Annotated in this window: 21 protein-coding genes; 11 read left to right on the top strand and 10 right to left on the bottom strand. The window is 63.9% G+C overall.

Annotated elements, in window-relative coordinates; genetic code table 11:
• Positions 1 to 53 precede the first annotated feature (53 nt).
• Positions 54 to 599: a carboxymuconolactone decarboxylase family protein gene (locus ACQR07_RS08670; RefSeq protein WP_434901901.1), complete on the top strand. Its 546-nt coding sequence runs from the start codon at positions 54 to 56 to the stop codon at positions 597 to 599.
• A gap of 269 nt (positions 600 to 868) precedes the next feature.
• On the opposite strand, the gene ACQR07_RS08665 is transcribed toward ACQR07_RS08670, so the two are convergent.
• Entirely contained in the window at positions 869 to 2086 is a 1218-nt protein-coding gene (locus ACQR07_RS08665; protein WP_434901900.1) for an MFS transporter, read from the bottom strand.
• 227 nt (positions 2087 to 2313) lie between these two features.
• On the opposite strand from ACQR07_RS08665, the gene ACQR07_RS08660 reads away from it, so the two are divergent.
• Complete coding sequence (locus tag ACQR07_RS08660) at positions 2314 to 4380, top strand: prolyl oligopeptidase family serine peptidase (protein ID WP_434901899.1); 2067 nt, start codon at positions 2314 to 2316, stop codon at positions 4378 to 4380.
• 221 nt (positions 4381 to 4601) lie between these two features.
• Here ACQR07_RS08660 and ACQR07_RS08655 read toward each other — a convergent pair whose 3' ends face one another.
• Positions 4602 to 5279: a DUF938 domain-containing protein gene (locus ACQR07_RS08655; RefSeq protein ID WP_434901898.1), complete on the bottom strand. Its 678-nt coding sequence runs from the start codon at positions 5277 to 5279 to the stop codon at positions 4602 to 4604.
• Between the two features lie 153 nt (positions 5280 to 5432).
• Here ACQR07_RS08655 and soxX point away from each other — a divergent pair, with 153 nt between their 5' ends.
• The 6 genes from soxX (at position 5433) to soxB (ending at position 9621) form a co-directional block, all read left to right on the top strand.
• Positions 5433 to 5762 (top strand): sulfur oxidation c-type cytochrome SoxX, encoded by a 330-nt coding sequence (gene soxX, locus ACQR07_RS08650; protein WP_434901897.1) that lies wholly within the window; start codon positions 5433 to 5435, stop codon positions 5760 to 5762.
• A 25-nt stretch (positions 5763 to 5787) separates the two neighbouring features.
• Entirely contained in the window at positions 5788 to 6282 is a 495-nt protein-coding gene (gene soxY / locus ACQR07_RS08645; protein WP_434901896.1) for a thiosulfate oxidation carrier protein SoxY, read from the top strand.
• A 16-nt stretch (positions 6283 to 6298) separates the two neighbouring features.
• Positions 6299 to 6610 (top strand): thiosulfate oxidation carrier complex protein SoxZ, encoded by a 312-nt coding sequence (gene soxZ / locus ACQR07_RS08640; RefSeq protein ID WP_434901895.1) that lies wholly within the window; start codon positions 6299 to 6301, stop codon positions 6608 to 6610.
• Positions 6607 to 7455 (top strand): sulfur oxidation c-type cytochrome SoxA, encoded by an 849-nt coding sequence (gene soxA / locus ACQR07_RS08635; RefSeq protein ID WP_434901894.1) that lies wholly within the window; start codon positions 6607 to 6609, stop codon positions 7453 to 7455. The genes soxZ and soxA overlap by 4 nt, the downstream gene beginning before the upstream one ends.
• Before the next feature lie 23 nt (positions 7456 to 7478).
• Entirely contained in the window at positions 7479 to 7781 is a 303-nt protein-coding gene (locus tag ACQR07_RS08630; protein WP_434866109.1) for a hypothetical protein, read from the top strand.
• 91 nt (positions 7782 to 7872) lie between these two features.
• Positions 7873 to 9621, top strand: coding sequence for a thiosulfohydrolase SoxB (gene soxB, locus ACQR07_RS08625; protein ID WP_434901893.1), 1749 nt, complete (start codon positions 7873 to 7875; stop codon positions 9619 to 9621).
• A gap of 16 nt (positions 9622 to 9637) precedes the next feature.
• On the opposite strand, the gene ACQR07_RS08620 is transcribed toward soxB, so the two are convergent.
• The 3 genes from ACQR07_RS08620 to ACQR07_RS08610 are packed head-to-tail and all read right to left on the bottom strand — an operon-like array spanning position 9638 to position 12742.
• Positions 9638 to 10288 carry an MAE_28990/MAE_18760 family HEPN-like nuclease gene (locus ACQR07_RS08620; protein ID WP_434901892.1) on the bottom strand — a complete coding sequence of 217 codons (651 nt, stop codon included), beginning with the start codon at positions 10286 to 10288 and terminating at the stop codon, positions 9638 to 9640.
• Entirely contained in the window at positions 10288 to 11424 is a 1137-nt protein-coding gene (locus ACQR07_RS08615; protein WP_434901891.1) for a DUF262 domain-containing protein, read from the bottom strand. The genes ACQR07_RS08620 and ACQR07_RS08615 overlap by 1 nt, the downstream gene beginning before the upstream one ends.
• Positions 11425 to 11440: 16 nt before the next feature.
• Positions 11441 to 12742 (bottom strand): DNA methyltransferase, encoded by a 1302-nt coding sequence (locus ACQR07_RS08610; RefSeq protein WP_434901890.1) that lies wholly within the window; start codon positions 12740 to 12742, stop codon positions 11441 to 11443.
• Positions 12743 to 12873: 131 nt separating this feature from the next.
• Between ACQR07_RS08610 and ACQR07_RS08605 the strand changes: the two genes are divergently transcribed.
• Together ACQR07_RS08605 and ACQR07_RS08600 are read left to right on the top strand one after the other, a co-directional pair.
• Positions 12874 to 13914 carry an MBL fold metallo-hydrolase gene (locus ACQR07_RS08605; protein WP_434901889.1) on the top strand — a complete coding sequence of 347 codons (1041 nt, stop codon included), beginning with the start codon at positions 12874 to 12876 and terminating at the stop codon, positions 13912 to 13914.
• A gap of 194 nt (positions 13915 to 14108) precedes the next feature.
• Positions 14109 to 15725 (top strand): GMC family oxidoreductase, encoded by a 1617-nt coding sequence (locus tag ACQR07_RS08600; protein WP_434902270.1) that lies wholly within the window; start codon positions 14109 to 14111, stop codon positions 15723 to 15725.
• 13 nt (positions 15726 to 15738) lie between these two features.
• On the opposite strand, the gene ACQR07_RS08595 is transcribed toward ACQR07_RS08600, so the two are convergent.
• Both ACQR07_RS08595 and ACQR07_RS08590 read right to left on the bottom strand, forming a co-directional pair.
• Positions 15739 to 16884 carry a hypothetical protein gene (locus ACQR07_RS08595; RefSeq protein ID WP_434901888.1) on the bottom strand — a complete coding sequence of 382 codons (1146 nt, stop codon included), beginning with the start codon at positions 16882 to 16884 and terminating at the stop codon, positions 15739 to 15741.
• Between the two features lie 430 nt (positions 16885 to 17314).
• Complete coding sequence (locus ACQR07_RS08590; protein WP_434901887.1) at positions 17315 to 18322, bottom strand: ABC transporter substrate-binding protein; 1008 nt, start codon at positions 18320 to 18322, stop codon at positions 17315 to 17317.
• A gap of 381 nt (positions 18323 to 18703) precedes the next feature.
• Here ACQR07_RS08590 and ACQR07_RS08585 point away from each other — a divergent pair, with 381 nt between their 5' ends.
• Entirely contained in the window at positions 18704 to 19912 is a 1209-nt protein-coding gene (locus tag ACQR07_RS08585; protein ID WP_434901886.1) for a TAXI family TRAP transporter solute-binding subunit, read from the top strand.
• Positions 19913 to 20026: 114 nt separating this feature from the next.
• Here ACQR07_RS08585 and ACQR07_RS08580 read toward each other — a convergent pair whose 3' ends face one another.
• Genes ACQR07_RS08580 through ACQR07_RS08570 form a run of 3 tightly spaced genes read right to left on the bottom strand, consistent with a single transcriptional unit; the run spans position 20027 to position 22619 of the window.
• Positions 20027 to 21022, bottom strand: a complete 996-nt coding sequence (locus ACQR07_RS08580; RefSeq protein WP_434901885.1) for an ABC transporter substrate-binding protein — start codon at positions 21020 to 21022, stop codon at positions 20027 to 20029.
• 38 nt (positions 21023 to 21060) lie between these two features.
• The gene (locus ACQR07_RS08575) at positions 21061 to 21879 is read right to left on the bottom strand and encodes an ABC transporter ATP-binding protein (RefSeq protein WP_434901884.1); all 819 of its coding nucleotides are present in this window, start codon (positions 21877 to 21879) and stop codon (positions 21061 to 21063) included.
• Positions 21876 to 22619 carry an ABC transporter permease gene (locus tag ACQR07_RS08570; protein ID WP_434902269.1) on the bottom strand — a complete coding sequence of 248 codons (744 nt, stop codon included), beginning with the start codon at positions 22617 to 22619 and terminating at the stop codon, positions 21876 to 21878. Before ACQR07_RS08570 ends, ACQR07_RS08575 begins: the two co-directional genes overlap by 4 nt.
• Between the last annotated feature and the right edge of the window lie 121 nt (positions 22620 to 22740).

The following is a 22740-nucleotide window of genomic DNA, read 5'->3' as shown; positions in this document are numbered from 1 at the left end:
GCGCCGTGATCTATGGTCATGATGCCGCCGCGTGAAAATACGAGGAAACGACCATGCGCCTGAAACTTCTTTCGCCTGGCGAAATGAGCGCCGACCAGCGCCAGACCTATGACGAGTCGATCGCCAGCAAGCGCGGCTCGCCGCCGCCGCCGATGATGGCCTGGCTCAACAGCCCGGAGATGGCGCGCCACGCAACGCGGCTCGGCGCCTTCCTGCGCTACGACACGATGTTTCCGGCCGCGCTGTCGGAGATCGCGATCCTGGTGACGGCGCGGCACTGGACCGCGCATTACGAATGGTACGCGCATAAGCGCCTGGCACTGGCCGGCGGGCTGGACATCAAGATCATCGACGCCATCCGCGACCGCCGCACACCGGAATTCTCCGATGCCAAGGCGCAGATGATCTACGACGTCGCCAAGTCGCTGCATGAAGGCCACGGGCTGACGGACACGCTGTATAAGAATGCGATCGCAACGCTCGGCGAGCGTGGCGTCGTCGAGATCATCGGCCTGTGCGGCTACTACACGATGGTCTCGATGACGCTGAATGCGTTCGAGTTCGACCTGCCGGAAGGCGAGGTATCGGAGTTAAGGTAAGAAGCACAGACGGTGCTTCCAGATTTGCGCTGCCAATGATTGCGCCCTCTCCCCTTGTGGGAGAGGGCTACACAAATGCCAGCCACGAGCTCACTCGGATGAGGGGTTCGTGCGGCACATTCAGGACTGAGTTCGTGGCAACCCCTCACCCGGCTTTCATGCTGCGCATGAAAGCCACCCTCTCCCACAAGGGGAGAGGGTGCACCACCCGTGCCGCTTGATAGTCAGCACTCTCGTAGACGAACTTGCTAGCTTCCGCTCCGCCAGCGTCAGCCCGCCGCCGCCGCGCGGCGCTTCGACGACCACACCAGCGCCAGCACGCACAGGCCCAGCAGCACCGGCGGGAATACCACGAGGTTGACCGCGGACCAGCCGAAATTGGCGAGCAGCTGGCCTGACGAGAACGAGCCCAGCGCCATCAGGCCGAAGATCAGGAAATCGTTGAACGCCTGCACCTTGTTGCGCTCGGCTGTCGTATGCGTCTCCAGCACCAGCGCGGAGGCCCCGACGAAGCCGAAATTCCAGCCGACGCCGAGTGCGACCAGGGTGGCCCAGAAGTGCATCGCGGTCAGGCCCGACAGGCCGATCACCGCCGCAACCGCCTCCAAAACCAGCCCGATCGCGACGATGGTCGGAGCGCCGAAGCGGGCGATCAGCGAGCCCGTGAAGAAGCTCGGGCCGTACATCGCAACGATGTGCCATTGCAGGCCGAAATTGGAATCCGACACCGTGAGCCCGCACATCTGCATCGCCAGCGGTGCCGAGGTCATCACCAGATTCATCACCGGATAGGCGATGGTGCCGCACAGCGCCGCCGCGATGAAGCGCGGCTGGCGCACGATCTCCGACAGCGGCCGGCCGCCATGCAGGTCGGCCGCGGCGGGCTTCGGCAGGTCGACGCCGGCGACGATGCCCATCGCGATCAGCGCCACCGCCGCCTGGATCAGATAGCTGAAGGCGAACAAATAGGGCTGCCAGACGTCCATGGTCCATTGCACGAGCTGCGGACCGAGCAGGCCGGCGAAGATGCCGCCGGCCATCACCCACGACACCGCCTTCGGGCGGAACGCGGCGCTGGCACCGTCCGCGGCCGCGAAGCGGTAGGATTGTGCGACGGCGCCATAGAGGCCGCCGAGGAAGGTGGCGAGGCAGAACAGCACGAACGAGCCGCGCAAAATGGCGAGGCAGCCGAGCACGCCGGTGACCACGCCGCAGCCGGTGCCGATGAGGAAGGCGGCGCGGCGGCCGTAGCGGCGCGAGATGGCGCCGGTCGGCAAGGTGCCCGCGGCAAGCCCGACGACGTACATCGAGATCGGCACGGTTGCGAGCCCGATGTTCGGCGCGATGGTGACGCCGACGATCGCGCCGGTGGCGAAGATCACGGCCGAGTTGGCGCCGGTCAGGGCCTGCGCGGCAGCGAGGCGGGCGACGTTGCGGCGCGCTCGGGCATCATCGGAGGTGTCTTCGGTCACGGTCACGTCGATCATGGGTTGTCCGGAAGGCGCGCGCCGCGCTCCCTTGTTGCTCTGCTGTGGCGGCACTATTGCGGGAAGCCAGCGCCGGAGGCAACCGGCCGCAACGGAGACAAGCCATGCAGCGACAAGGCAGGCCACGATGAGCCGTGCAGCGCGATGCGTGATTCGACAGCCCCGGCCACCACGGCTAATCAGGCGAACGGTATTCTCGCGTCAAAGTCGCCTGCGGAGCTTGAGCCATGTCAATCGACGATCGTCCGACCCTCGCCGCGCCCGATGACGATCCGTATCTCTGGCTCGAGGACATCGAGGGTGCGCGCGCACTGGAATTCGTCGCAGCGCAGAACCAGCGCACGCTGGCCGCATTCGGCGGCGCCGGCTTCGAACGCGATCGCGACACGCTGGCGGCGATCTTCGACCGGCCCGACAACATTCCGTTCGTCAGCCGGCGCGGCGGGCTGCTCTACAACCAGTGGAAGGACGCGGCGCATCCGCGTGGGCTGTGGCGGCGCACGACGCTGGACGAGTTCCGCAAGGCGGAGCCGCAATGGGACGTGCTGCTCGACATCGACCGCCTCGCCGCCGACGAAGGCGAGGACTGGGCGCTGAACTGGGTGTCGAGCCTGCCGCCCACCCATGAGCGCGCAATCCTGGCGCTGTCGCGCGGCGGCAGTGACGCGGTGGTGCTGCGCGAGTTCGATCTCACCACAAAGCGCTTCGTCACCGACGGCTTCACGCTGACGGAGGCCAAGGGCAGTGTCGATTGGCTCGATGCCGATACGCTGCTGCTGTCGAGCGCGTTCGGCGAGGGCATGGCGACACCGTCCGGCTATGCCCGCGCAGTGCGGCTGTGGCGGCGGGGCCAGCCGATCGAGGCGGCGCAGGTGATCTTCGCGGCCGAGAACAGCGAGTCGGTGTGGGTGCGCGCTGGCGTCGATCGCAGCGTCTCGCCGGCGCGGGTGTGGTTCACCGAGGGGCTCGACTTCTTCAACCATCATCTGTGGCTCGGCGACGCCGACGGTGCCCGCACCAAGTTGGACCTGCCGACGGATTGCTGGGTGACGGTGGATGGCGACTGGATGGCCGTGAAGCTACGCCAGCCGTGGACGGTCGGCGAGGCCACCCACTCTGCCGATGTGCTGCTGGGCATTCCGCTGTCGGAATTTCTTGCGGGCTCGCGCGCCTTCGTCCACTTGTTCGAGCCCGGCCCGCGGCTTGCGCTGCAGGGGCTGTTTTGGGCTGGCGGCCGGCTGGTGCTGTCGGTCCTCGACGAGCTCAAGCCGCGCTTCGAGTTGTGGACACCATCGCCCGAGGGCTGGTCTGATCAGCTGCTGCCGGGGTTGCCGGAGATTGCAACGGTCGATGTGTGGCGGCTCGACATCGAGGAAACGGAAAGTCATGGCGACCTGCTCGCCAATGTCCAGGACCCGCTGACGCCGCCGACGCTGCAGCTCATCGAGACCTTCGGCGCGCCGACCGTGCTGAAGCAAGCGCCGCGCACCTTCACCGCAGACGGCTACGTCGTGACGCGCCACGAGGCGATCTCGGTCGACGGCGCACGCATCCCCTACACCCAAACCGGACCGGCCGAGCCGACCGGCGACGCGCCGGTGTACATGAGCGCCTATGGCGGGTTCGGCCACACCATCCGTCCGGCCTACAATGCGGCGCTTGGCAAGCTGTGGCTGGAGCGCGGCGGCACGCTGGTCGAGGCCAACATCCGCGGCGGCGGCGAGTTCGGCACCGCCTGGCACGATGCCGGCCGCTACGCCGGCAAGCGGCTCGCGCATGATGACTTCGCCGCCGTGGCCGCCGACCTCGTGCGCCGCGGCGTCACGGTGCCGAAGCGCATCGCCGCGCAGGGCGGCTCGAACGGCGGCATCCTCATCACCAACATGCTGGTGCGCTATCCCGAGCGCTTCGGCGCCTTGTTCTGCACCATCCCGCTGATCGACATGCGCCGCTACACCAGGCTGCTCGCCGGCGCGAGCTGGATCGCGGAATACGGCGATCCCGACAAGGATGAGGATTGGGGCTGGCTCTCGACCTACTCGGCCTATCATACGGCGAAGCCCGGCCAGCCCTATCCGCCGATCCTGATCGCCACCACGCGGCGCGACGACCGCGTGCATCCGGGCCACGCGCGCAAGATGACCGCCAAGCTGCAGGCCATGGGCTACGACAGCTACTTCTACGAGCCCGCCGCCGGCGGCCACGGCTACGGCACCGACAACCGCGAACGCGCCAGCTTCATCACGCTCGGCACGCGCTTTCTCGCACGGCATGTGGGGCTGGAGATGGAGTAGCGGCTGCTTGCTGCCGTCAGGCAATCTGGCGCCGATCCTCACCGCTGTCGTCCCGGCGAACGCCGGGACCCATAGCCACAGGGTCCAGTTGTGACGCGAGATCGTCGTGACAACTGTCGGCGCCCCAAACTCCTGCTGCGGAGTATGGGTCCCGGCGTTCGCCGGGACGACACCGGAGGTTGGCGAGGCGCCGTCGGCAACTTACGCAGAGCCGTGGCAACTCACGCGCTGCGCGCGAATACCAAAATCATGTTGTTGGCCGGCATCTCCACCGTCTCGCGCAAGGCCAGACCATTTCGCGCCGCGAGCGCTTCGAGATCGGTGATGTCGCGGACGCCCCAGTCCGGATTGCCCTCGCGCAATGACGTATCGAACACCGCGTTGCTGACGGCGGTGTGCTTGCCGTCGCGCTTGAACGGGCCGTAGAGCACGAGCAGGCCGTCCGGCACCAGCACTTGCCCGGCGCCGGCGAACAGGCCCTCGGCCACCGGCCAGGGCGCAATATGAATGACATTGGCGCAGAAGATCGCGGTCAGCTGCGCAGGCCCGCCGGCGGCCTTGAACGCGGCGACCCAGCCCGGATCGGACAGGTCGATACGCTGGGCGTCGCGGAAATTGGCGAGCCCGCTATGCTTCCGCCAGGCCGCGATGCTCGCCAGGTGATTGTCATTGAGGTCGCTCGGCCACCAGGTCAGATCCGGGCGCTGCGTGGCGAAATGCACGGCATGCTGGCCGGTGCCGCTGCCCGCCTCCAGCACGTCACCCGTCCGGCCCTCCAGCAGCCGGCCCAGCACAGCCCAGATCGGCTGGTGGTTGCGGTGGAACGCGGCGGCATCCAGCCGTCCGTCCGGTTCCACCGGCCGGCCGTCCCTGCCGAACTCCACGACATATTCCGCCATTTCCAAGCTCCCCGCCCCGACCTGAACGGCCCCCGTTAACCGCGTTGCGCCGGCCACCATAGCCGCATTGTCAGCCGATGGTCTTTATGCTTTCCAACCCCTATATTGCTGGGATCACCGAGACGTCGGAACTTCATCTTGATCACATCCGTCATGCGTACCGCCCTGGCGCTGGGGCTCGGGTTTGCCGTGTCCACCGCCGCTCACGCCCAATCCGGCGCCGCCGAAGGCCAGAAGATCGCTTTCGACCGCGGCAAGGGCAACTGCCTGACCTGCCACCAGATCAAGGGCGGCGACCTGCCCGGCTCGATCGGGCCGAAGCTGGAGAACCTCAAGGAGAGGTACGACCGCGCCGAGTTGATCGCGATCCTGACCGACGAGACCAAGCGCAATCCGCTGACGGTGATGCCGCCGTTCGGCCGCCACCGCATCCTGACCGAGCAGGAAATCAGCGCCGTCGTCGATTTCCTGCAGACCCTCTGATTTGACGCGTTCTGGAGACCCTCTCATGACTGCCTCGCCCGGCCCGCTGGTCCACCGCCGCCTGTTCCTGAAAGGCGCCGGCCTCGTCGCGCTGATCGGTCTCGGCAACGCCGTGCTGCACGCGACGCCCGCCTTCGCCGCGACCAACGACAACAAATATCCCGACGACGCCTTCAAGCAGAAGAACGCCGGCGACGCGATCAAGGCGCTGTATGGCCGGGATCACGAGGCCTCCGACAAGATCAAGCTGGATGCGCCGGAGATCGCCGAGAACGGCGGCGTGGTGCCGATCTCGGTCACCACCAGCCTGCCGAACGTGACCACGATCTCGTTCGTGGTCAGCGAGAATCCGTTCGCGCTGGCGGCGTCGTACCACATCCCCGACGGCACCGTGCCGGCGGTGGCGAACCGGCTCAAGATGGCCAAGACCTCCAGCGTCATCGCGCTCGTCGAATCCGGCGGCAAGCTGTACAGCGCGACCAAGGAAGTGAAGGTCACCGTCGGCGGCTGCGGCGGTTGAGGGGAGGAGATCGATCATGGCATCGAGCATTCGCGTCCGCGCGGTCCTGAACGGCGACGTCGCCGAGGTCCAGACCCTGATCCAGCATCCGATGGACACCGGTCTGGTCAAGGACGCCAAGGGCGAACTGATCCCGGCGCACTACATCCAGCAGCTCACCTTCACGCACAAGGACAAGACCGTGTTCCTGGCCGACTGGGGCACCGCGGTCTCCAAGGATCCTTACGTCAAGTTCGGCTTCAAGGGCGCAGCCAAGGGCGACGAGCTCAAGGTGAGCTGGGTCGACAGCAAGGGCGCGACCGACAGCCTGACGGCGACCATCCAATGAGGGCGATGCGCCTCGCGCTTGCGTTCACCGCCCTGCTCGCAACAGGCGCAGCCGGCGTCGCGGCCGCAGACAAGCCCGACCCGGTCGCCAACGCCAAGGCGTTCCAGGACTATTACCGCAAGAAGTTCCCGAAGGTCGCGTTCGACGATTTCGTCAACGGACCGTATTCGATGAACGAGGATATGCGGCGGCAGTGGGAGGAGAAGGAGCAGTTTCCGCCCTACGAGTTCGCGCTCGACGCCGGCAAGGAGATGTTCGCCAAGCCGTTCAAGAACGGCAAGACCTACGCCGACTGCTTCCCGAACGGCGGCATCGGCATCCGGCAGAACTATCCCTATTTCGACGACAAGGAAGGCAAGGTCGTCACGCTCGAGCTGGCACTGAACCGCTGCCGCGAGGCCAATGGCGAGCCGCCCTACTCCTACGTCAAGGACGAGATGGCCTCGCTGACCGCCTACATGGCGTTCACCTCGCGCGGCAAGCGCTTCGACATCAAGATCCCCGACGATCCGCGCGCGCTCGACGCCTTCGAGAAGGGCAAGGAGTATTTCTACACCCGCCGCGGCCAGTTGAACTTCTCCTGCGCGAGCTGCCACGTGCAGAGCCCGGGCGAGCGCATCCGCGCCGAGATCCTGGCGCCCGCACTCGGCATCCTCAACGCGATGCCGATCTACCGCTCCGAATGGAGCGGCATGGGCACGATCAGCCGGCGCTTCGTCACCTGCAACAGCCAGACGCGCGCCGTGCCGCTGGAGCCGCAGTCGGACGAATACCGCAACCTCGAATACTATCTCTCCTACGTGTCGAACGGCCTGCCGGTTTCAGGGCCGGGAGCGCGGCCATGAGAAATATCTCGACAACAAACGTCATGAAAAAGATCGCCTTCGCCATGATGGTGTCGGCGGTCTGCGCCGGCTCCGCGCGGGCCGCGTCGGAAGCCGATTATCTCGCGGCTGTCGCGGCGGCCGAGAGCGCCAACAAGGAAGCCGGACGTCTGCGCAACCAATGGACTGTGACACAGGCCGCACTGACCGCTGCGAAGAAGGCAGCCGAGTCCGGCAATTTCGATTCGGCGCTGAAGTCGGCGCAGGAGGCCGAGGCGCTCGCCAAGGCCTCGATCGTCCAGGCCACCAGCGAGAAGCAGCGCTGGAGGGAGATGGAGATCCGCTAGGACATGATCCGGAAAAGTGGATCATGCTCAAACAAGGGGATGGATCATGATGCGATTCCATGGAATCGCATCACGGTCTAGGACGCGAGCCATGATTCGGCGCCGGGAATTTCTGAAACTGTCAGGTGCCGCCGCGCTCGCCGCACCGGCGCTGCTGCGCAGCGCCCGCGCCGCCGACACCGTCAGCCTCTACGACGTCGAGAAGTTCGGCAACGCCCGCATCCTGCACATCACGGACACGCATGCGCAGCTGCGGCCGGTGTTCTTCCGCGAGCCCAGCGTCAATCTCGGCATCGGCGAGATGTGGGGACGGCCGCCGCATCTGGTCGAGCGCGCCTTCCTCGACCGCTACGGCATCAGGCCGGACAGCGCCGAGGCCTATGCCTTCACCTCGTTCGAGTTCGAGAAATATTCCGGTCGGTTCGGCCGGATGGGCGGCTTCGCGCATCTGAAGACGCTGATCGACAAGCTGCGCGCTGACGCCGGCGACCACCGCTCGCTGCTGCTCGACGGCGGCGATCTCTGGCAGGGCACCGGGCTCGCCAACGCGATGCGCGGCGCGGACATGGTGAGCGCCGCCAACCTGCTCGGCATCGATGCGATGACGGGGCATTGGGAGTTCACCTATGGCGAGGCGGCGCTGCGCGCCAACCTCGCCCGCTTCAAGGGCGAGTTCCTGGCGCAGAACGTGTTCCTGACCGAGGAGGCCGCGTTCAACGACGCCAAGGCGTTCGACGCCGGCTCGGGCCGCGTGTTCAAGCCGGCCATGATCAGGGAGATCGGCGGCGCGCGTATCGCGGTGATCGGCCAGGCCTTCCCCTACGTGCCGATCGCCCATCCGCGCCGCTTCACGCCGGACTGGAGTTTTGGCATTCGCGAGGAGGAGCTGCAGAAGCTGGTGGATGCGTTGCGCGGCGCCGACAAGGTCGACGCCGTCATCCTGCTGTCGCACAACGGCATGGATGTCGACCTGAAGCTCGCCAGCCGCGTCACCGGCATCGACGTCATTCTCGGCGGACATACCCATGACGCGATTCCGCAGCCGGTCGCCGTCAGCAACGCCAAGGGCACGACGCTCGTCACCAATGCCGGCTCGAACGGCAAGTTTGTCGCCGTGCTCGATCTCGACATCGGCAAGGGCCGTGTCGCCGATGTGCGCTATCGGCTGCTGCCGGTCTATTCGGAGCTGTTGAAGCCCGATCCGGCGATGCAGGCGCTGATCGATCAGACGCAGCAGCCGCAGGTCGCGGCCTGGAGCGAGAAGCTCGCGACCTCGGACCGGCTGCTGTACCGACGCGGCAATTTCGAAGGCGCGACCGACGACCTGATCTGCGCTGCGCTGCGCCGCGAACTCGATGCCGAGATCGCGCTGTCGCCGGGGTTCCGCTGGGGCACGACAATGCTCGCGAGCCAGTCCATCCTGCTCGAGGACGTGCTGGCGCAGACCGCGATCAGCTATCCCGAGACCTATGTGCAGCCGATGACGGGGGCTGACATCAAGGACGTGCTCGAGGACGTCTGCGACAATCTCTTCAACGCCGATCCCTATCTGCAGCAGGGCGGCGACATGGTGCGTGTCGGCGGCCTGTCCTACCGCTGCACACCAGCCGAGGCGATCGGCCATCGCATCTCGGATCTCACGCTCGACAATGGCAAGGCGCTCGCCGCCGGCAAGCGCTACAAGGTTGCCGGCTGGGCCTCGATGAACGCGCAGGACGGCAAGCCGGTGTGGGACGTCGTCGCCAACCATCTGCGCGACGGCCAGCTGGTTCTTGTGGGAACTAACAAGGTCACACTGTCGGGCGTCGACGGCAATCCCGGCTTTGCGTCGGCAACCTAGCAGCCATTAAAAGTTACTAATCGTCTAACGCCAACTCAGGAAGCCTATATTGCTTAGCGTCCACGCACTCTATCAGAATGGCTTCAAATGTTTCAATAAGCCCGATAACGAGCGCGGCGTCGTCCGCGACGTCGGCCCGATCAAATCTTTGCACTCGTCCAGTATGAGCAACGTTATTCCGTCGATTTACTAGAGCGTCGATCTTTCTTCGATCCGAATCCAGCCGCAAGACATCAATTTTTAGACTGTCGCACAGCTCCTTCAGATTTTTAAAAGACAGATTTCCGCCTGTAACGATGCTCTTGTCATCGAAGCACACCGGCGCAACCGCAGCGCTAATGACCCACGTGGCGAAATTGGTCATCCTCTCCACTGATCCACTAGAGATTAAGCCTCTGAGCTGCTTCTTCATTGCAAACGAAAAAATCGTTGGGTGGGCCTGGCTAGGAATGAGTCGCTGTCTCTCGACGAACTCAATATACTCACCGACAGCTTCCTTCACAAAACCTTCCCAATGAGCATAGAGCACGGGCAAAGCCATAACCGAAGCCGTCTGCTCCAGAACTGAGCCATGCGAATTAGAGACTACACGTAATATCAAGCTGATTTCTTGGCGGCGTCTATCGACGGCGTCCGCCATTGTGAGCACGAACTCATCTCTGGTCATTACTGACCCTGCTCTACTATCCGAGCCGCAACCTCGAGGCGCGCCTTCATTTTAGCCTGAGTATTAGCACCCGGCCCAACGTTGTCTTTGAAATCAGGAGACTCCTTGATTGCGAGACAACGACTAGCCAGTTCAGGCCCCGCCAACCTCTCGGCCACGGTAAGATTCTTAGCCACGCCTGTAGAAAGCGCATCGAAGACGTATACAGAAAAGCCACCCCTGTGTGATCCATCTCTGAAGTGCCGCCAAGAGTCATCCCCGAGCGCCCGAGCGATCAGGTTGAATGTCTGCTCAAAGCTAGTTTTCTCGAGATCTCTATCGAATTCCACTTCTGCCCTGAGAACCTTCTTGATATAACTTGTAATAAACGGCTCTACGTCGTGATCAAAATTGTCGGCATTGTTCTTCAACGTAAAGAATCGTAGGACCAATCCACGATCGTACATCGCCTGTCGCTGATTTTCAGATATCAGCAAATGATCCTTGAATGACGGAAAAGAAGCAAGCTGATCACAGTAGATCATGAAGGCAGGATCAGTAGCTCGAAATATCGCATTCCTGATTTCCTGCGGCTCCAACCTGGAACCACCCGTATTTAGCCGCTCAAACACATCGAATTTCATATTTGGCGCGCTGCCAGTCTTGATTACCTCAACACGGCAATAAGTCCGCTTCAGAGCAAGACGAGATCGTAAGGACATACCTTCATATGTGAAACCATCGAGCAAAGGTAATTTACGGTCATCCCTCACCGAGAAGCTGAGCGTGGAAGGAGGAATGAGCTGCCCTTCGACACTCCTGCGAACCCCCATAAATTCAAAGACAGTGGATATGCGCTGCAGTCCATCAACTAACTCCCAAACCCCATCTTCTCCTTCCGCAACGAAAATTGCTGGGACCGGGAACCCCAGCAATAGCGACTCAATAAAATTTGCCTGCTTATCGGCGCCCCACCTAAACAAGCGCTGGTATTCTGGCGTAATAATCAGCTCGTGGCGCTCATACATTGAAGCGAGTTCGCCGTAAGAAAGATCAATCTTATCGGTACGTAGATTGTTGCGCTCGACGTCGATCTGCGCGTCCAACGCTCTAACTTCTTCGCTCGTTTTGGCAATCGGCTCTGGTCTGCGGGCCAAGGCACCCTCGCTATCGCTATGAATCTTTCTGAAAGCAGAGAACAGATTCGACCGACGCGCAACGCTTGTTGTACGTCCGAGCCCTGGGATTAATGCCAGACATTGAAGTCTTCACCTCAAAGTCTTCCCTTCGCTTCAGCTTCAACCCTCGCTGCTTCGCCATCTCGGATAGGATAGATGGAACATCATTGTGCACATCCTTGTAGTGAGAGTCTTGGACCACCAGCACCGCAACTCCTCCGCTCTTAAGCGAGGAATAGATATTAGACAAAGATCGATCCATTTTATGGAAATAGTCTATGTGCGTTTTTAAGTAGTAAGTGCCGGAAGCATATGAGCCGTGCGCCCGCACCCTTTCAAGAAATTCCACGCACTTCGCCCCCCATTCAGCGCGCATCCGAACGATCTCTTTTGGAACCTTGACCGAACCGATCATGCTGCGACTCAGATCATCGACCGACGAGTCGAGGAGCGGAGACAGGACGGCCAACTGGATACGGGTCGCGGCTGTATAGTCAATGCGCGTACAGTACGGCGGCGAGGTAAGAACAAGGTCAATACAACTGTCCATTCCGAATGGGAGCGTGCTGTCATGCAGCTTGGTACCTACTGGTGCAGGCTCAAATCGTAGAAGATCAGTGTTCGCGAATAGAGCGTCGGAAAAGCTCTTGATCTTTTCCTTGAACCCATCGACTACATCATCTCGCCCATACTCGGCCCGCCCCTCGCCAGCCCTTGGCTTACGAAGCCAAGTAGGATTCGACGACTGAAAGGCGGCAACGAGATTCTTAGCTAGGTTAAACAAGGCAACATAAAAGGTTGCCGCAATGCTTGACACGCGGTCGAAATTTACTCCTCGAGGCGTCAAGGTTTGGTCGCCCAACAAAGTAGATCGGATGCTTAGTTCTAAGGAACGAAGCCGGTCAGCAGTTCCTTTGGCAAACCAGCAAAGTAACGGGTCCCCTTCATCGCAATTTACCTGCTCACCTTGAGCCCGCCGAAGGATCTCGGCTGCTAGCGGCTGAAGACTGTCGGCTTCACTGAGAGGCAACGTACGAGAGCGGGCAATAACAACCATTACGGGATTTATATCCAACCCCAACGCCGCAACACCCACCTGCGACGCGGCATAGGTGGTAGTCCCACTTCCGTTCCACGGATCGAGGACGACTGCACCATCATTGAGTCGAGCAGACGCAATAATGCTTCGAGCGAAGTAGTCAGGGTACCCCGCGTAATATGGAAAAATCTGATTCCAAGCCGACTGAGACCGCTTCTTCTGCTTTGGATTTGAGATCGACAGATCGAATATATTCATCGCGGGTTGCCGCAGCGCTCTTGCACTGCTCAATCGACAAAGCTTATTTCGTTATCCGTGCCATATCTGCGTTGCTCTGTAAAGCAGATGGCTGTGGAACACTGTCAATAGTGTCAACGGAGAACACGCCGATGATCTTCCGCCAATTGTTCGACAGCGTCTCCGGCACCTACAGCTACATTCTCGCCAGCCGCAGCGGCGGCGAGGCCGTCATCATCGATCCCGTGCTGGAGAAGGTCGACCGCTACTGCCAGCTGCTGCGCGAGCTCGACCTGCGCCTGGTCAAGGCCGTCGACACGCATCTGCATGCCGACCACGTCACGGGACTGGGCGCACTGCGCGACCGCACGCATTGCGTCACCATCATGGGCGAGCAGACCAAGGCCGACGTGGTGGCGATGCGCGTCGGCGAGGGCGACAGGATCGCCATCGAAGGCATCAGCCTCGACGTGATGTACACGCCGGGCCACACCGACGATTCCTACAGCTTCCTGATGGACGATCGCGTCTTCACCGGCGACACGCTGCTGATCCGTGGCACCGGCCGGACCGATTTCCAGAACGGCGATGCGCGGATGCAATACGAGTCGATCTTCCACAAGCTGCTACGACTGCCCGAGGACACGCTGGTCTATCCCGCGCACGACTACAAGGGCGACACCGTCTCCACCATCGGCGAGGAGCGCCGCTACAATCCGCGGCTGCAGGTAAAATCCGTCGACGAGTACGTGACACTGATGGCCAGCCTGAAGCTGCCGAACCCGACGATGATGGATGTCGCGGTGCCGGCCAACATGCGCGTCGGCCTGCATCAGGAGGAGCTGGCCCGGCAGGGCCTGTCGCTGTCGGCGCGCGAGGCGATCGAATGCCTGGGCCGGCCGGACGTGCTGTTGGTCGACCTGCGCGAGGCGCCCGAGCGCGCCAAGCACGGCACGCTGTCGGGCGCGCTGCATGCGCCCTATCCCGGAATCCTCGACAGTCTGCAGCCCGGCGGCCTGCTGCGCGAGGTCACTGCCGCCACCGGCCGCCGCATCGTGTTCTTCTGCGCCTACGGCGAACGCTCCGCGATGGCGGTGCAGACCGCGCAAGAGGCCGGATTGGTCAACACGGCGCATATCGAGGGCGGGCTGGACGCGTGGAAGAAGGCCGGCGGACCGGTGATCTGCGGCTAGCAGACCTCTGCCGCAGCCATCTTCGATCTCGCGCGCGGCGTCATGAACCTGCCGCGATGGACAATCAACCTTCGCGCGATAAGGTGAGATGACGGCGCGGTGTCCGTTCGTGTGGTCCGCGTTGAAGACGGGGCGAGGACGGTCGCCGGCGATCGTCGACGGAGTCTGCTCACCTGGGAATGACAGGCATTGCGATGGCGGCGCTCGGTTATGACTACATCATCGTCGGCGCCGGCTCGGCGGGATGCGTGCTCGCCAACAGGTTGTCCGCCGACCCGGCGTGCCGCGTGCTGCTGCTCGAGGCAGGCGGAGCCGACCGGAATTTCTGGCTCAAGATCCCGATCGGCTACTACAGGACGATCTACGACAAGCGTTTCTCACGCCTGTTCGAGACCGAGCCGAGCGAGCTCACCGGGGGCCGCGGCATCGTCTGGCCGCGCGGCCGCGTGCTCGGCGGCTCATCCTCGATCAACGGCCTGATCTTCATTCGCGGCGAGCCGGCCGGCTTCGATGATTGGGAGCGTGCCGGCGCCCGCGGCTGGAGCTACAACGATCTGCTGCCGTACTTCCGGCGCTACGAGCGCTACCAGGGCGGCGACAGTCAGTATCATGGCGGCCTCGGCGAGTTCGCCGTCTCGGAGTTGCGCACCGGCAATCCCGCCTCGAAAGCCTGGGTCGAGGCCGCCGCGGAATTCGGCTTGCCGCGCAATCCCGATTTCAACGGTCCGAAGACGCTGGGTGTCGGCAGCTATCAACTCGGCATCGGCCGCCATTGGCGCTCCAGCGCCGCGACCGCTTTCCTCCACCCCGTCATGGATCGCGCCAACCTGACCGTCGTCACCGGTGCCCAGGCCAGCCGGGTGACGTTCCGCGGACAATCGGCGACCGGCGTCGAATGGATCAAGGACGGGACCGCGGTCTCCGCCACGGCCGATCGCGAGGTTCTGCTCGCGGCCGGATCGCTGCAATCGCCGCAGCTGCTGCAGATGTCGGGGATCGGTCCGGCCGATCTGCTGCGCGCGCTCGGCATTCCCGTCATCGCCGACGCACCGGAGGTCGGCAGCAATCTGCAGGATCATTATCAGGCGCGCATGATCGTGCGACTGCGCCAGCCGATCTCCGTCAACGATCAGGTCCGCAATCCCTACGAGCTCGCCAAGATGGGGCTGCAATGGCTGTTCGCCGGCAGTGGTCCGCTCACGGCGGGCGCCGGCCAGGTCGGCGGCGCCGCCTGCACGCATCTGGCAGCCGACGGACGCCCCGACGTACAGTTCAACGTGATGCCGCTGTCGGTCGACAAGCCGGGCATGCCGCTGCACGCCTATTCGGGATTCACCGCGTCGGTCTGGCAATGTCATCCGCAATCGCGTGGCCGGGTGGCGATCCGCTCGACCGACCCGTTCGCGCAGCCCACGATCACGCCGAACTATTTTGCCGAGGACATCGACCGCAACACCATCGTCGCCGGCCTTCAAATGCTGCGCGACATCTTCAGGCAGCCGTCGTTCCGATCGCTGTGGGACATCGAGGTCGCGCCCGGTGAGGCGGTGGCGACCCCGTCCGGCCTGTGGGATTTCGCCCGCACCACCGGAGGCACGGTGTTTCACCCGGTCGGCACCTGCCGCATGGGCAGCGATGATGACGCGGTGCTCGATCCGGCGCTGCGCGTGCGCGGCGTCGAGCGGCTCCGCGTCATCGACGCCTCAGTGATGCCGCAGATCACCTCGGCCAACACCAATGCCACGAGCCTGATGATCGGCGAGCGCGGCGCGGCGCTCGTCCGCGGCGGAGAGCTGGCGGACGCGCGTTGAGCGCGCGCAATCGTCAGCGTCGCGGATAGCTCGCCAGCGCATCGAGCTGGCGCTGCGCTTCGGGCGATCCCCATTCGCGGGCGCGCTGATACCAGATCCGCGCCTGTGCCAGATCGGCACCGGCGTCGGCAACGCCGAACTGCTTCAGCGAGACCGGATCGAATGTCTTGGCCAGGAGAATCGCCGCGCGCGCATCGCGGGCTTCCGCTGCGCGCAGAAGCTGGAGCCGCGCCGCCTGCACCTCGCCGCTCGCCAGCAGCTCCTGCGCTCGTCGCACGAACGCCGCGACTTCGTTGGGTGTCCATGCCGGCGCGGGATCGACGGGCGGAATGGCAGCGGCCACTGGGGGTGGCGGCGCGGCCACCGGCGGAGTCTCGTGCGCTACCGCTTTAGGCTCCGCAGGCGCTGGCGTCGTCGAGCCGGTGACCAGGACAGCGCTCGGAGGAGCGGCCCAGGTGAGGTGGACGAACGACTTCACCAGCGACGTCCCATCGGCATCGCGCAAGTCGAGCGGCAGATTCATCTCGCCTGCAAAATCGCTCGGTGGAATGATCGCGGCATCGGCCACGTCCCCGGCGGGGATGCGCCACTCATCGCCACCGACGCGCCGGCCCGCGGTGACCCGGGAGCCGAGAGGCAACCGGCCGATGATCACCATCATGCCCGGTGTCGGCTTCTCGACCACGACGCCGAGGTCCAGCGGCGCATTCGCCGGACCACTGCTGCCACGCACGATCAACGCCGGAGCGAGCGATGCATGGGCGCCTGGCAGGTAGGCGGTCTTGAATGCCGACCACAGCGAGGCCGCCTTGGTCATGCCGGACATCGGGATTACGGCAACATAGGCCAGCGCCACCACGATGGCCGCCACGATGGCGAAGGCGAGCCTGACCCCGGCATGGCGGGCGCGGCGACTGACCGCAGGTTCTGGCCCGGCCGTGTACTTCGGATCGCGGCGCTGCCGTTGCACGCGGGCCACAGCCTCGGTGAACGGATCTCCGCTGCGATCGAGCGGATTGGAGACGGAGGTTCCGGTCGCATGACCGCCAGCCGCCGGCGGGTCTGCAGCGTTCCCGTCCCGGCCATCCGTATCGCGCGACCGCCGCGGCGCGTAGTAACGCAAGCTGTTGGGGGATTTGTCGTCGTCCTGCTCACTCACGCCAGTTCCCCCTTTCCTCGCCGGTCGCGAATGCCTGCAACGGCGGCGATCGAGCGTCTCGCAAGGTCAGCCATCAAACCGTCAGCAGCCAACATGGCCGCGTCGCCTACATTCTGCTCCGCTCTGGCGGTTGATCGCCACGCCCGGCATTCGCGCCCGACAGCGTGATCTCGTTGGTCCGGCCTGCATGGCCGTGCATCTGCGACGACGACCTCATGCGAGGTCAATACACGGCCCTGCCCGGACATTGGCCCTGCTCAGACATCGCGAGTCCCCACCCCGAATCGTCAAGTCCGGCCCACAGCGACGAGACACGCTAAGATAGCATAAGATAAATCAAAATGTGGCGGAAAATACGTTCGTAACAGGATCATTAGGAAAAAGCCTGAATTCGGCCTCGCTCGCTGATCGCTCCTAAATTGCACCTGCATCATGCCTTGATCACGGACAGGAACAGGCTCGGATCGAAGTAGTCGATCGCGGCGACGGGCTTTTCGATCTTTCCGATCCGCGCGTAGAAGTTCGACACCTGTTGCAACCAGTCCGTGATCGCGCCATTGCCGTAGAGCCGACGCCACACCGCAGTCGGAAATACCCGCATCGCGCCGAACTGCTCGCGCATGTCACGATCGGGCACCTGGGTGTAGTATTTTTCATGCAACACATTGAGCGCGTCGTTCGACCGCGCGATCAGCATGTCGTTGCCCTCGGTCCAGGCCTTGATCACGCGGGCCAGCACCGGGCGGTTGTTGGCGAGATAGGTGGCCGTTGCCGCCCAGCCGCCGACGACGGCGGCGCTCGGATAGTAGGCGCCCGCATCGAGCAGCTTCTTTGCCCAGGTCACCTTCTCGCGCACCGCGATGTTGAACGGCACCCACAGCGCCACGGCGGGAACGCTGCCGTTGATGAAGGCATTGACCGCCTCCGGCATCGGCATGCTCACCAGCTCGATATCCGTCGGCGCAAACTGGTTTTCGCGCAGGGCATTGTCGAGGAAGACGTGCGCGGTGGTTCCGGCCGTCGTCGCGACGCGCTTGCCGCGCAGATCGGCGAACTGGCGGACGCCCTGGTCCTCGCGGACCCACAGTTGCGCCGTGGCGAACTCGATCGAGTTGGCCAGAAACATCTTGCCCTGGCCACGCGCGGGGAAGTTGGAGATCACGGCGCCCGTGGCCAGCATGTCGATTTCGTTGGCCGACAGCGCCGTGAACAGCTCGATGCCGGTCTTGAACTCCTTGAACTGCGGATCGAGCCCGTTCCTCGCCCAGGATCCGAGATGATCCGCCAGCCAGATCTGACCGTCGACGGCGAGCGTATGCAGATGGCCCACGCGAATCTTCGTTCGCGCCTGCGCGAGCGCCAGCGCGGGGGCAGAGATGCCGACCGCCGCCAAGCCGAGCGATCCGCACGTCGTCGTTATGAATCTGCGCCGGTCCATGAATCGTCTCCCCACATGCGTCGTCCGCGGCCACATCACCGGCTGCGTGCCCACGACATCACCATGCCCAGCGGACGACGCGCCCCGGCGTCCGCTCTCCCCGCGACTCGTCGGCGAACATCAAGAGCGCCGGCGAGCGTCGATCAGATCAAACAACTCAGGTATGTATGGCCTGATCATGACAACCGCCTCAATCTCTGCTTTATTTTTGTCGACTTGATCCCTTAAAATTGTATGAGCGATCAAACAACCGCCTTGATCTCGCTAAATCTTCGCCGGCGCGACGACACTACGCACCGAGAGGTTGCGCAGCGATCAATTTCGCGCGCCGCTGATCGTACACGCCTGCGTTGTCTGCAGATCCACGCTCTGGAGGGTCCGATGATCGACCGTGCAAACTGCAAACAGCCCAGTAAAGTGACACGCGTCGGCGAGCGCGCTCATGCGCGTCGAGTCCCGCGGCGCATAGCGGCCATCCTTGCAGCCCTGCTCACGATCACAGGCATCGGGATCGCCGGCGTCGCGCTCACGCCCGCGCTGGCGATCGAGCAGAACGCGGCGCCGGAGCCGGCCCGGGCGCCTCGCCTCGAAGAGCAATGGAAGGCCAAGCTCAACGCCAACACGGTGGCGATCGTGGCCGGCAGCCCGGAGGAAACCTATCTCGACATCACGCATGATCTCGCCGTGGTTCTCAACAACGACAATCTGCGGCTGCTTCCGATCGTGGGCCTCGGCGGCGCGCAGAACATCCGCGACGTGCTCTATCTCCGCGGTGTCGACATCGGACTGACCTCGACGCAGATGCTGCGCTATTTCGCATCGACCGGCGAACTGGGCGCCAACCTGGAGACGCGGTTGACCTACATCACGCGGCTGTTCGCCGAGGAGATGCACGTCGTCGCCAGCCGCAACATCAAGACGATCGAGGAACTGGCCAGGAAGAAGGTGAACTTCTCCGAGGCCGGTTCGACGACGCAGATCACGGCGCGAGACGTGTTCGGACTGCTCGGCATCTCGGTCCAGGAGGTCAACCTCAGCCAGGCCGACGCGATCGAGGCGATCAAGAAAGGCGAGCTTGCGGCCACCGTGGTGTTTTCCGGCAAGCCTGCCAACCTTCTGGCCCGGCTGTCGGCCAGCGACAATCTGCACCTGCTCGAAGTGCCCTACAGCCGCAGCCTGCAGAACGTGTATCAGCCCGGCCAGCTCGAGCCCGCGCTGTATCCGAACCTCATGGACTCGGCCCAGGCGGTGCAGACCGTGAGCGTGGATTCCGTTCTCATCACCAACAATTGGCCGCCGGCCAGCGAGCGTTATCGCCGCGTCGCGAGATTCGTCGAGGAACTGTTTGCACGCCTGCCCGACCTGAAGAAGCCGCCGCGGCATCCGAAGTGGCGCGAGGTCGATGTCAGCCGGGACCTGCCGGGATGGCAGCGCTTTCCCCTGGCGCAGGATCTGCTCCAGCAGGCGCAGTTCGAGCAGTTCCGGGCAGCCCGCGCGCAGGGACAGCCGATGCCCGAGACGGTCGCCGACAAGCAGCGCCTGTTTCGCGAATTTCGCGAGTGGTCGGAGAGCGAGCGCAAGCGACAATAGAGAACACGACGCGTAAGCGCTTCACTCACGCGTCATTTCTGAGTACTCGCCTCTGAGTACTCGTCAGCGGCAGTTCGGCCGCCGCCGACGGTTGGACGACGAGCTCAGCGCAGATCACGCCACCGTCTTGAGGTACAGGCTCGAATCGAAATAGCTGCTGGCCGGCGTGAACTCCTTGATGCCGGCATTGGCCATGAAGAAGTCGGTCGACTGCTGCAGCCATTTGGTCACGGTGCCGTCGGCGTACATCGGCTTCCACTGCTGCGAGGTGAACATCTTCTGGGCGCCGAACTGCTCCTTCAGGTCGGACAGCGGTGTCTGGCCGTAGTGTGCCTTCTGCAGCGCTTCCAGCGCCTCCTCGCTATGGGCGATGAGATGATCGTTGGCCTCGGCCCATCCCGCGATCAGGCGGGCGAGCGCGTCCTTGTTGGCATCGTAGTAAGTGTTGCTGGCGGCCCAGCCGCCCATGATGGCGGCCTGCGGGTAATAGGCCGAGGCATCGGTGAGCTTGACCGCGCCCGGCACCTTGTCGCGCACCGTGATGTTGAACGGAACCCAGAGCGCGACCGCGGGCACCGCGCCGGAGATAAAGGCCGTCACCGCCGCCGGCATGGCCTGGTTGACGAGCTCGACCTCCTTGGGGTCGACATTGTTGGCACGCAGCGCCTTGTCGAGGAAGACATGCGCGGTCGTGCCGGTGGTGGTCGCGATCCGCTTTCCCTTGAGGTCGGCGAACGACGTGATGCCCTGGTCGGAGCGAACCCAGAGCTGCGCCGTCGCCACCTCGATGTCGTTGATCAGGAACACCTTGCCCTGGCCACGCGCCGGGAAGTTGGACACCACGGCTCCCGTGGCGAGCACGTCGAGACTGCCGCCGATCAGGGCCTGAAACAGTTCGAGGCCGGTGTTGAATTGGCGCAGCTCGAGCTCCAGCCCCTGCTTGTCGAACGAGCCCCTGTCCATGCCGGTCCAGATCTGGCCGTCGACGGCGAGCGTGTGCAGGTAGCCGACGCGAATGCGGGTCTTCGCCTGCGCGATTGCCGGAGCTGCCAGCGCCGTGCCGCCAAGCACGCCCGCGGCCGCCGTGACCAAGAATTGTCTCCGATCCATGATACGCCTCCCTTGTTGTTGTTGCTCAAGCTTGTTGCTCAGTCTGCTGCAACGGTCCGTCGTGGGGCCGGCGCGTTGTACTCGTCCATGACGAGCCGGCTGACACGCGCCCGCAACTCGGCGAACGCCTTGCCGTCGCGGAGCTGCTCGGCCCTGGGATAGCCGAACGGCACCTCGACGATGTCCTTGATGCGCGCCGGCCGCGCCGTCACGATCACGATCCGCGACGCCAGGAAGACGGCTTCCTCGACCGAATGCGTGATCAGCATCACCGTCTTGCGTTCGGCCGCCAGCACCCGAAGCAGCAGGTTCTGCATGTGGATGCGGGTCTGCGCATCGAGCGCGCCGAACGGCTCGTCCATCAGCAGGAAGCGCGGCTTGACGGCGTAGACGCGCGCGATCGCCAGGCGCTGGCGCATGCCGCCGGAAAGATGCTTGGGGTAGGCGTCGGCGAACTCGGTCAGCCCCATCAGATCGAGATAATGCGCGCAGATCTCGTCGCGCTCGGCCGCCGAGACCCGGTTGGCGTTGAGGCGCAGCCCGAACGCGATGTTGTCGCGCACGGTGAGCCAGGGAAACACGCCATACTCCTGGAAGATCACGCCGCGCTCGGGACCAGGCCCCGCGACCGGGGCGCCGTCGAACAGGACGCGCCCGGTGGTCGGCTTCTGGAAGCCGGCGAGCATGTTCAGCATCGTGGTCTTGCCGCATCCGGACGGGCCGATCACGGCGACGAAGTCGCGTTCGTTGATGTCGTAGCTGACGTCGTCGATCACCGTCAGCGGGCCGCTCGCCGTCGCGTACTGCAGCGACACGTGATCGAACCGCGCCCGCCGTGCTCCGGTTTCGTTCGTCATGAGACGGCCCGATCCTGCCAGACCAGCAGCCACGCGCTGAGCCGGCGCAGGATTGTGTCCATGATCAGGGCGACGCAACCGATGCAGATGATGCCGACATAGATGACGTCGAGCAGGAAGTAGGTCGAGGCATTCTGGATCGTCGCACCGAGCCCGCGCTGCGCGGCGATGAGCTCGGAGGCGACCAGTGTCGCCCAGGTCACACCGAGCGCCACCCGCAGCGCCGTCAGGATATGCGGCACCGTGAGCGGAATGATCACCTTCAGAAATGTCTCGAGTTCGCTCGCGCCGAGCGTCTGCGCGACGCGGATGTAGAGCGGCGTGATCTGCGAAACGCCCTCATACATCACGATCACGCCGGAGAAGAACGCCGCGTAGAACAGGATCACCAGCTTGGCGAGCTCGTCGACGCCGAAATAGACGATCACCAGCGGGATCAGCGCGATCGGCGGCAGGGCGCGGAAGAAGTTGATCAGCGGGTCGGCGAAGCTGCGGGCCGGTCGATACCAGCCGATCAGGAAGCCAACGGGAACCGCCGCGAGAATACCGAGTGCGACGCCCAGGAGAACGCGGCGGGCGGAGGCGAAGATGTCGTAGAGCAGGCCGTGATGCAGCAGCAGATCGACGAAGCGGGCGGCGACCTGCTGGGGAGCGGGAACCAGGACGTCGTTGACGAAGCCGCTCAGTCGCACGGCGTACCACAGCAGCAGGACGCACAGCCAAGGCGCAAGACGCAGCACGAACGCTCTCAGCACACGCACGTGCATGTCACACCAACTCGTACTGCTCGACTAACGCACACACCGGACCATAGGACATGCGGCATGGCCACACAAGTTGCACTGGCAACAACTTGCACGG

It is taken from the genome of Bradyrhizobium sp. HKCCYLS20291 (genome assembly GCF_051167715.1).
Taxonomy (GTDB): domain Bacteria; phylum Pseudomonadota; class Alphaproteobacteria; order Rhizobiales; family Xanthobacteraceae; genus Bradyrhizobium.
This window is presented reverse-complemented; position numbering and strand designations above follow the sequence as displayed.

What these genes read in the sequence shown, in the direction of transcription:
- ACQR07_RS08630 (WP_434866109.1), top strand. Translation starts at nt 7,479, where the DNA reads ATGAAAAAGATCGCCTTCGCCATGATGGTGTCGGCGGTCTGCGCCGGC.
- ACQR07_RS08655 (WP_434901898.1), bottom strand. Translation starts at nt 5,279, where the DNA reads ATGGCGGAATATGTCGTGGAGTTCGGCAGGGACGGCCGGCCGGTGGAA.
- ACQR07_RS08620 (WP_434901892.1), bottom strand. Translation starts at nt 10,288, where the DNA reads ATGACCAGAGATGAGTTCGTGCTCACAATGGCGGACGCCGTCGATAGA.
- ACQR07_RS08590 (WP_434901887.1), bottom strand. Translation starts at nt 18,322, where the DNA reads ATGGACCGGCGCAGATTCATAACGACGACGTGCGGATCGCTCGGCTTG.
- ACQR07_RS08610 (WP_434901890.1), bottom strand. Translation starts at nt 12,742, where the DNA reads ATGAATATATTCGATCTGTCGATCTCAAATCCAAAGCAGAAGAAGCGG.
- ACQR07_RS08605 (WP_434901889.1), top strand. Translation starts at nt 12,874, where the DNA reads ATGATCTTCCGCCAATTGTTCGACAGCGTCTCCGGCACCTACAGCTAC.
- soxX (WP_434901897.1), top strand. Translation starts at nt 5,433, where the DNA reads ATGCGTACCGCCCTGGCGCTGGGGCTCGGGTTTGCCGTGTCCACCGCC.
- soxB (WP_434901893.1), top strand. Translation starts at nt 7,873, where the DNA reads ATGATTCGGCGCCGGGAATTTCTGAAACTGTCAGGTGCCGCCGCGCTC.
- ACQR07_RS08665 (WP_434901900.1), bottom strand. Translation starts at nt 2,086, where the DNA reads ATGATCGACGTGACCGTGACCGAAGACACCTCCGATGATGCCCGAGCG.
- ACQR07_RS08670 (WP_434901901.1), top strand. Translation starts at nt 54, where the DNA reads ATGCGCCTGAAACTTCTTTCGCCTGGCGAAATGAGCGCCGACCAGCGC.
- ACQR07_RS08580 (WP_434901885.1), bottom strand. Translation starts at nt 21,022, where the DNA reads ATGGATCGGAGACAATTCTTGGTCACGGCGGCCGCGGGCGTGCTTGGC.
- soxA (WP_434901894.1), top strand. Translation starts at nt 6,607, where the DNA reads ATGAGGGCGATGCGCCTCGCGCTTGCGTTCACCGCCCTGCTCGCAACA.
- ACQR07_RS08600 (WP_434902270.1), top strand. Translation starts at nt 14,109, where the DNA reads ATGGCGGCGCTCGGTTATGACTACATCATCGTCGGCGCCGGCTCGGCG.
- soxY (WP_434901896.1), top strand. Translation starts at nt 5,788, where the DNA reads ATGACTGCCTCGCCCGGCCCGCTGGTCCACCGCCGCCTGTTCCTGAAA.
- ACQR07_RS08585 (WP_434901886.1), top strand. Translation starts at nt 18,704, where the DNA reads ATGATCGACCGTGCAAACTGCAAACAGCCCAGTAAAGTGACACGCGTC.
- ACQR07_RS08575 (WP_434901884.1), bottom strand. Translation starts at nt 21,879, where the DNA reads ATGACGAACGAAACCGGAGCACGGCGGGCGCGGTTCGATCACGTGTCG.
- soxZ (WP_434901895.1), top strand. Translation starts at nt 6,299, where the DNA reads ATGGCATCGAGCATTCGCGTCCGCGCGGTCCTGAACGGCGACGTCGCC.
- ACQR07_RS08660 (WP_434901899.1), top strand. Translation starts at nt 2,314, where the DNA reads ATGTCAATCGACGATCGTCCGACCCTCGCCGCGCCCGATGACGATCCG.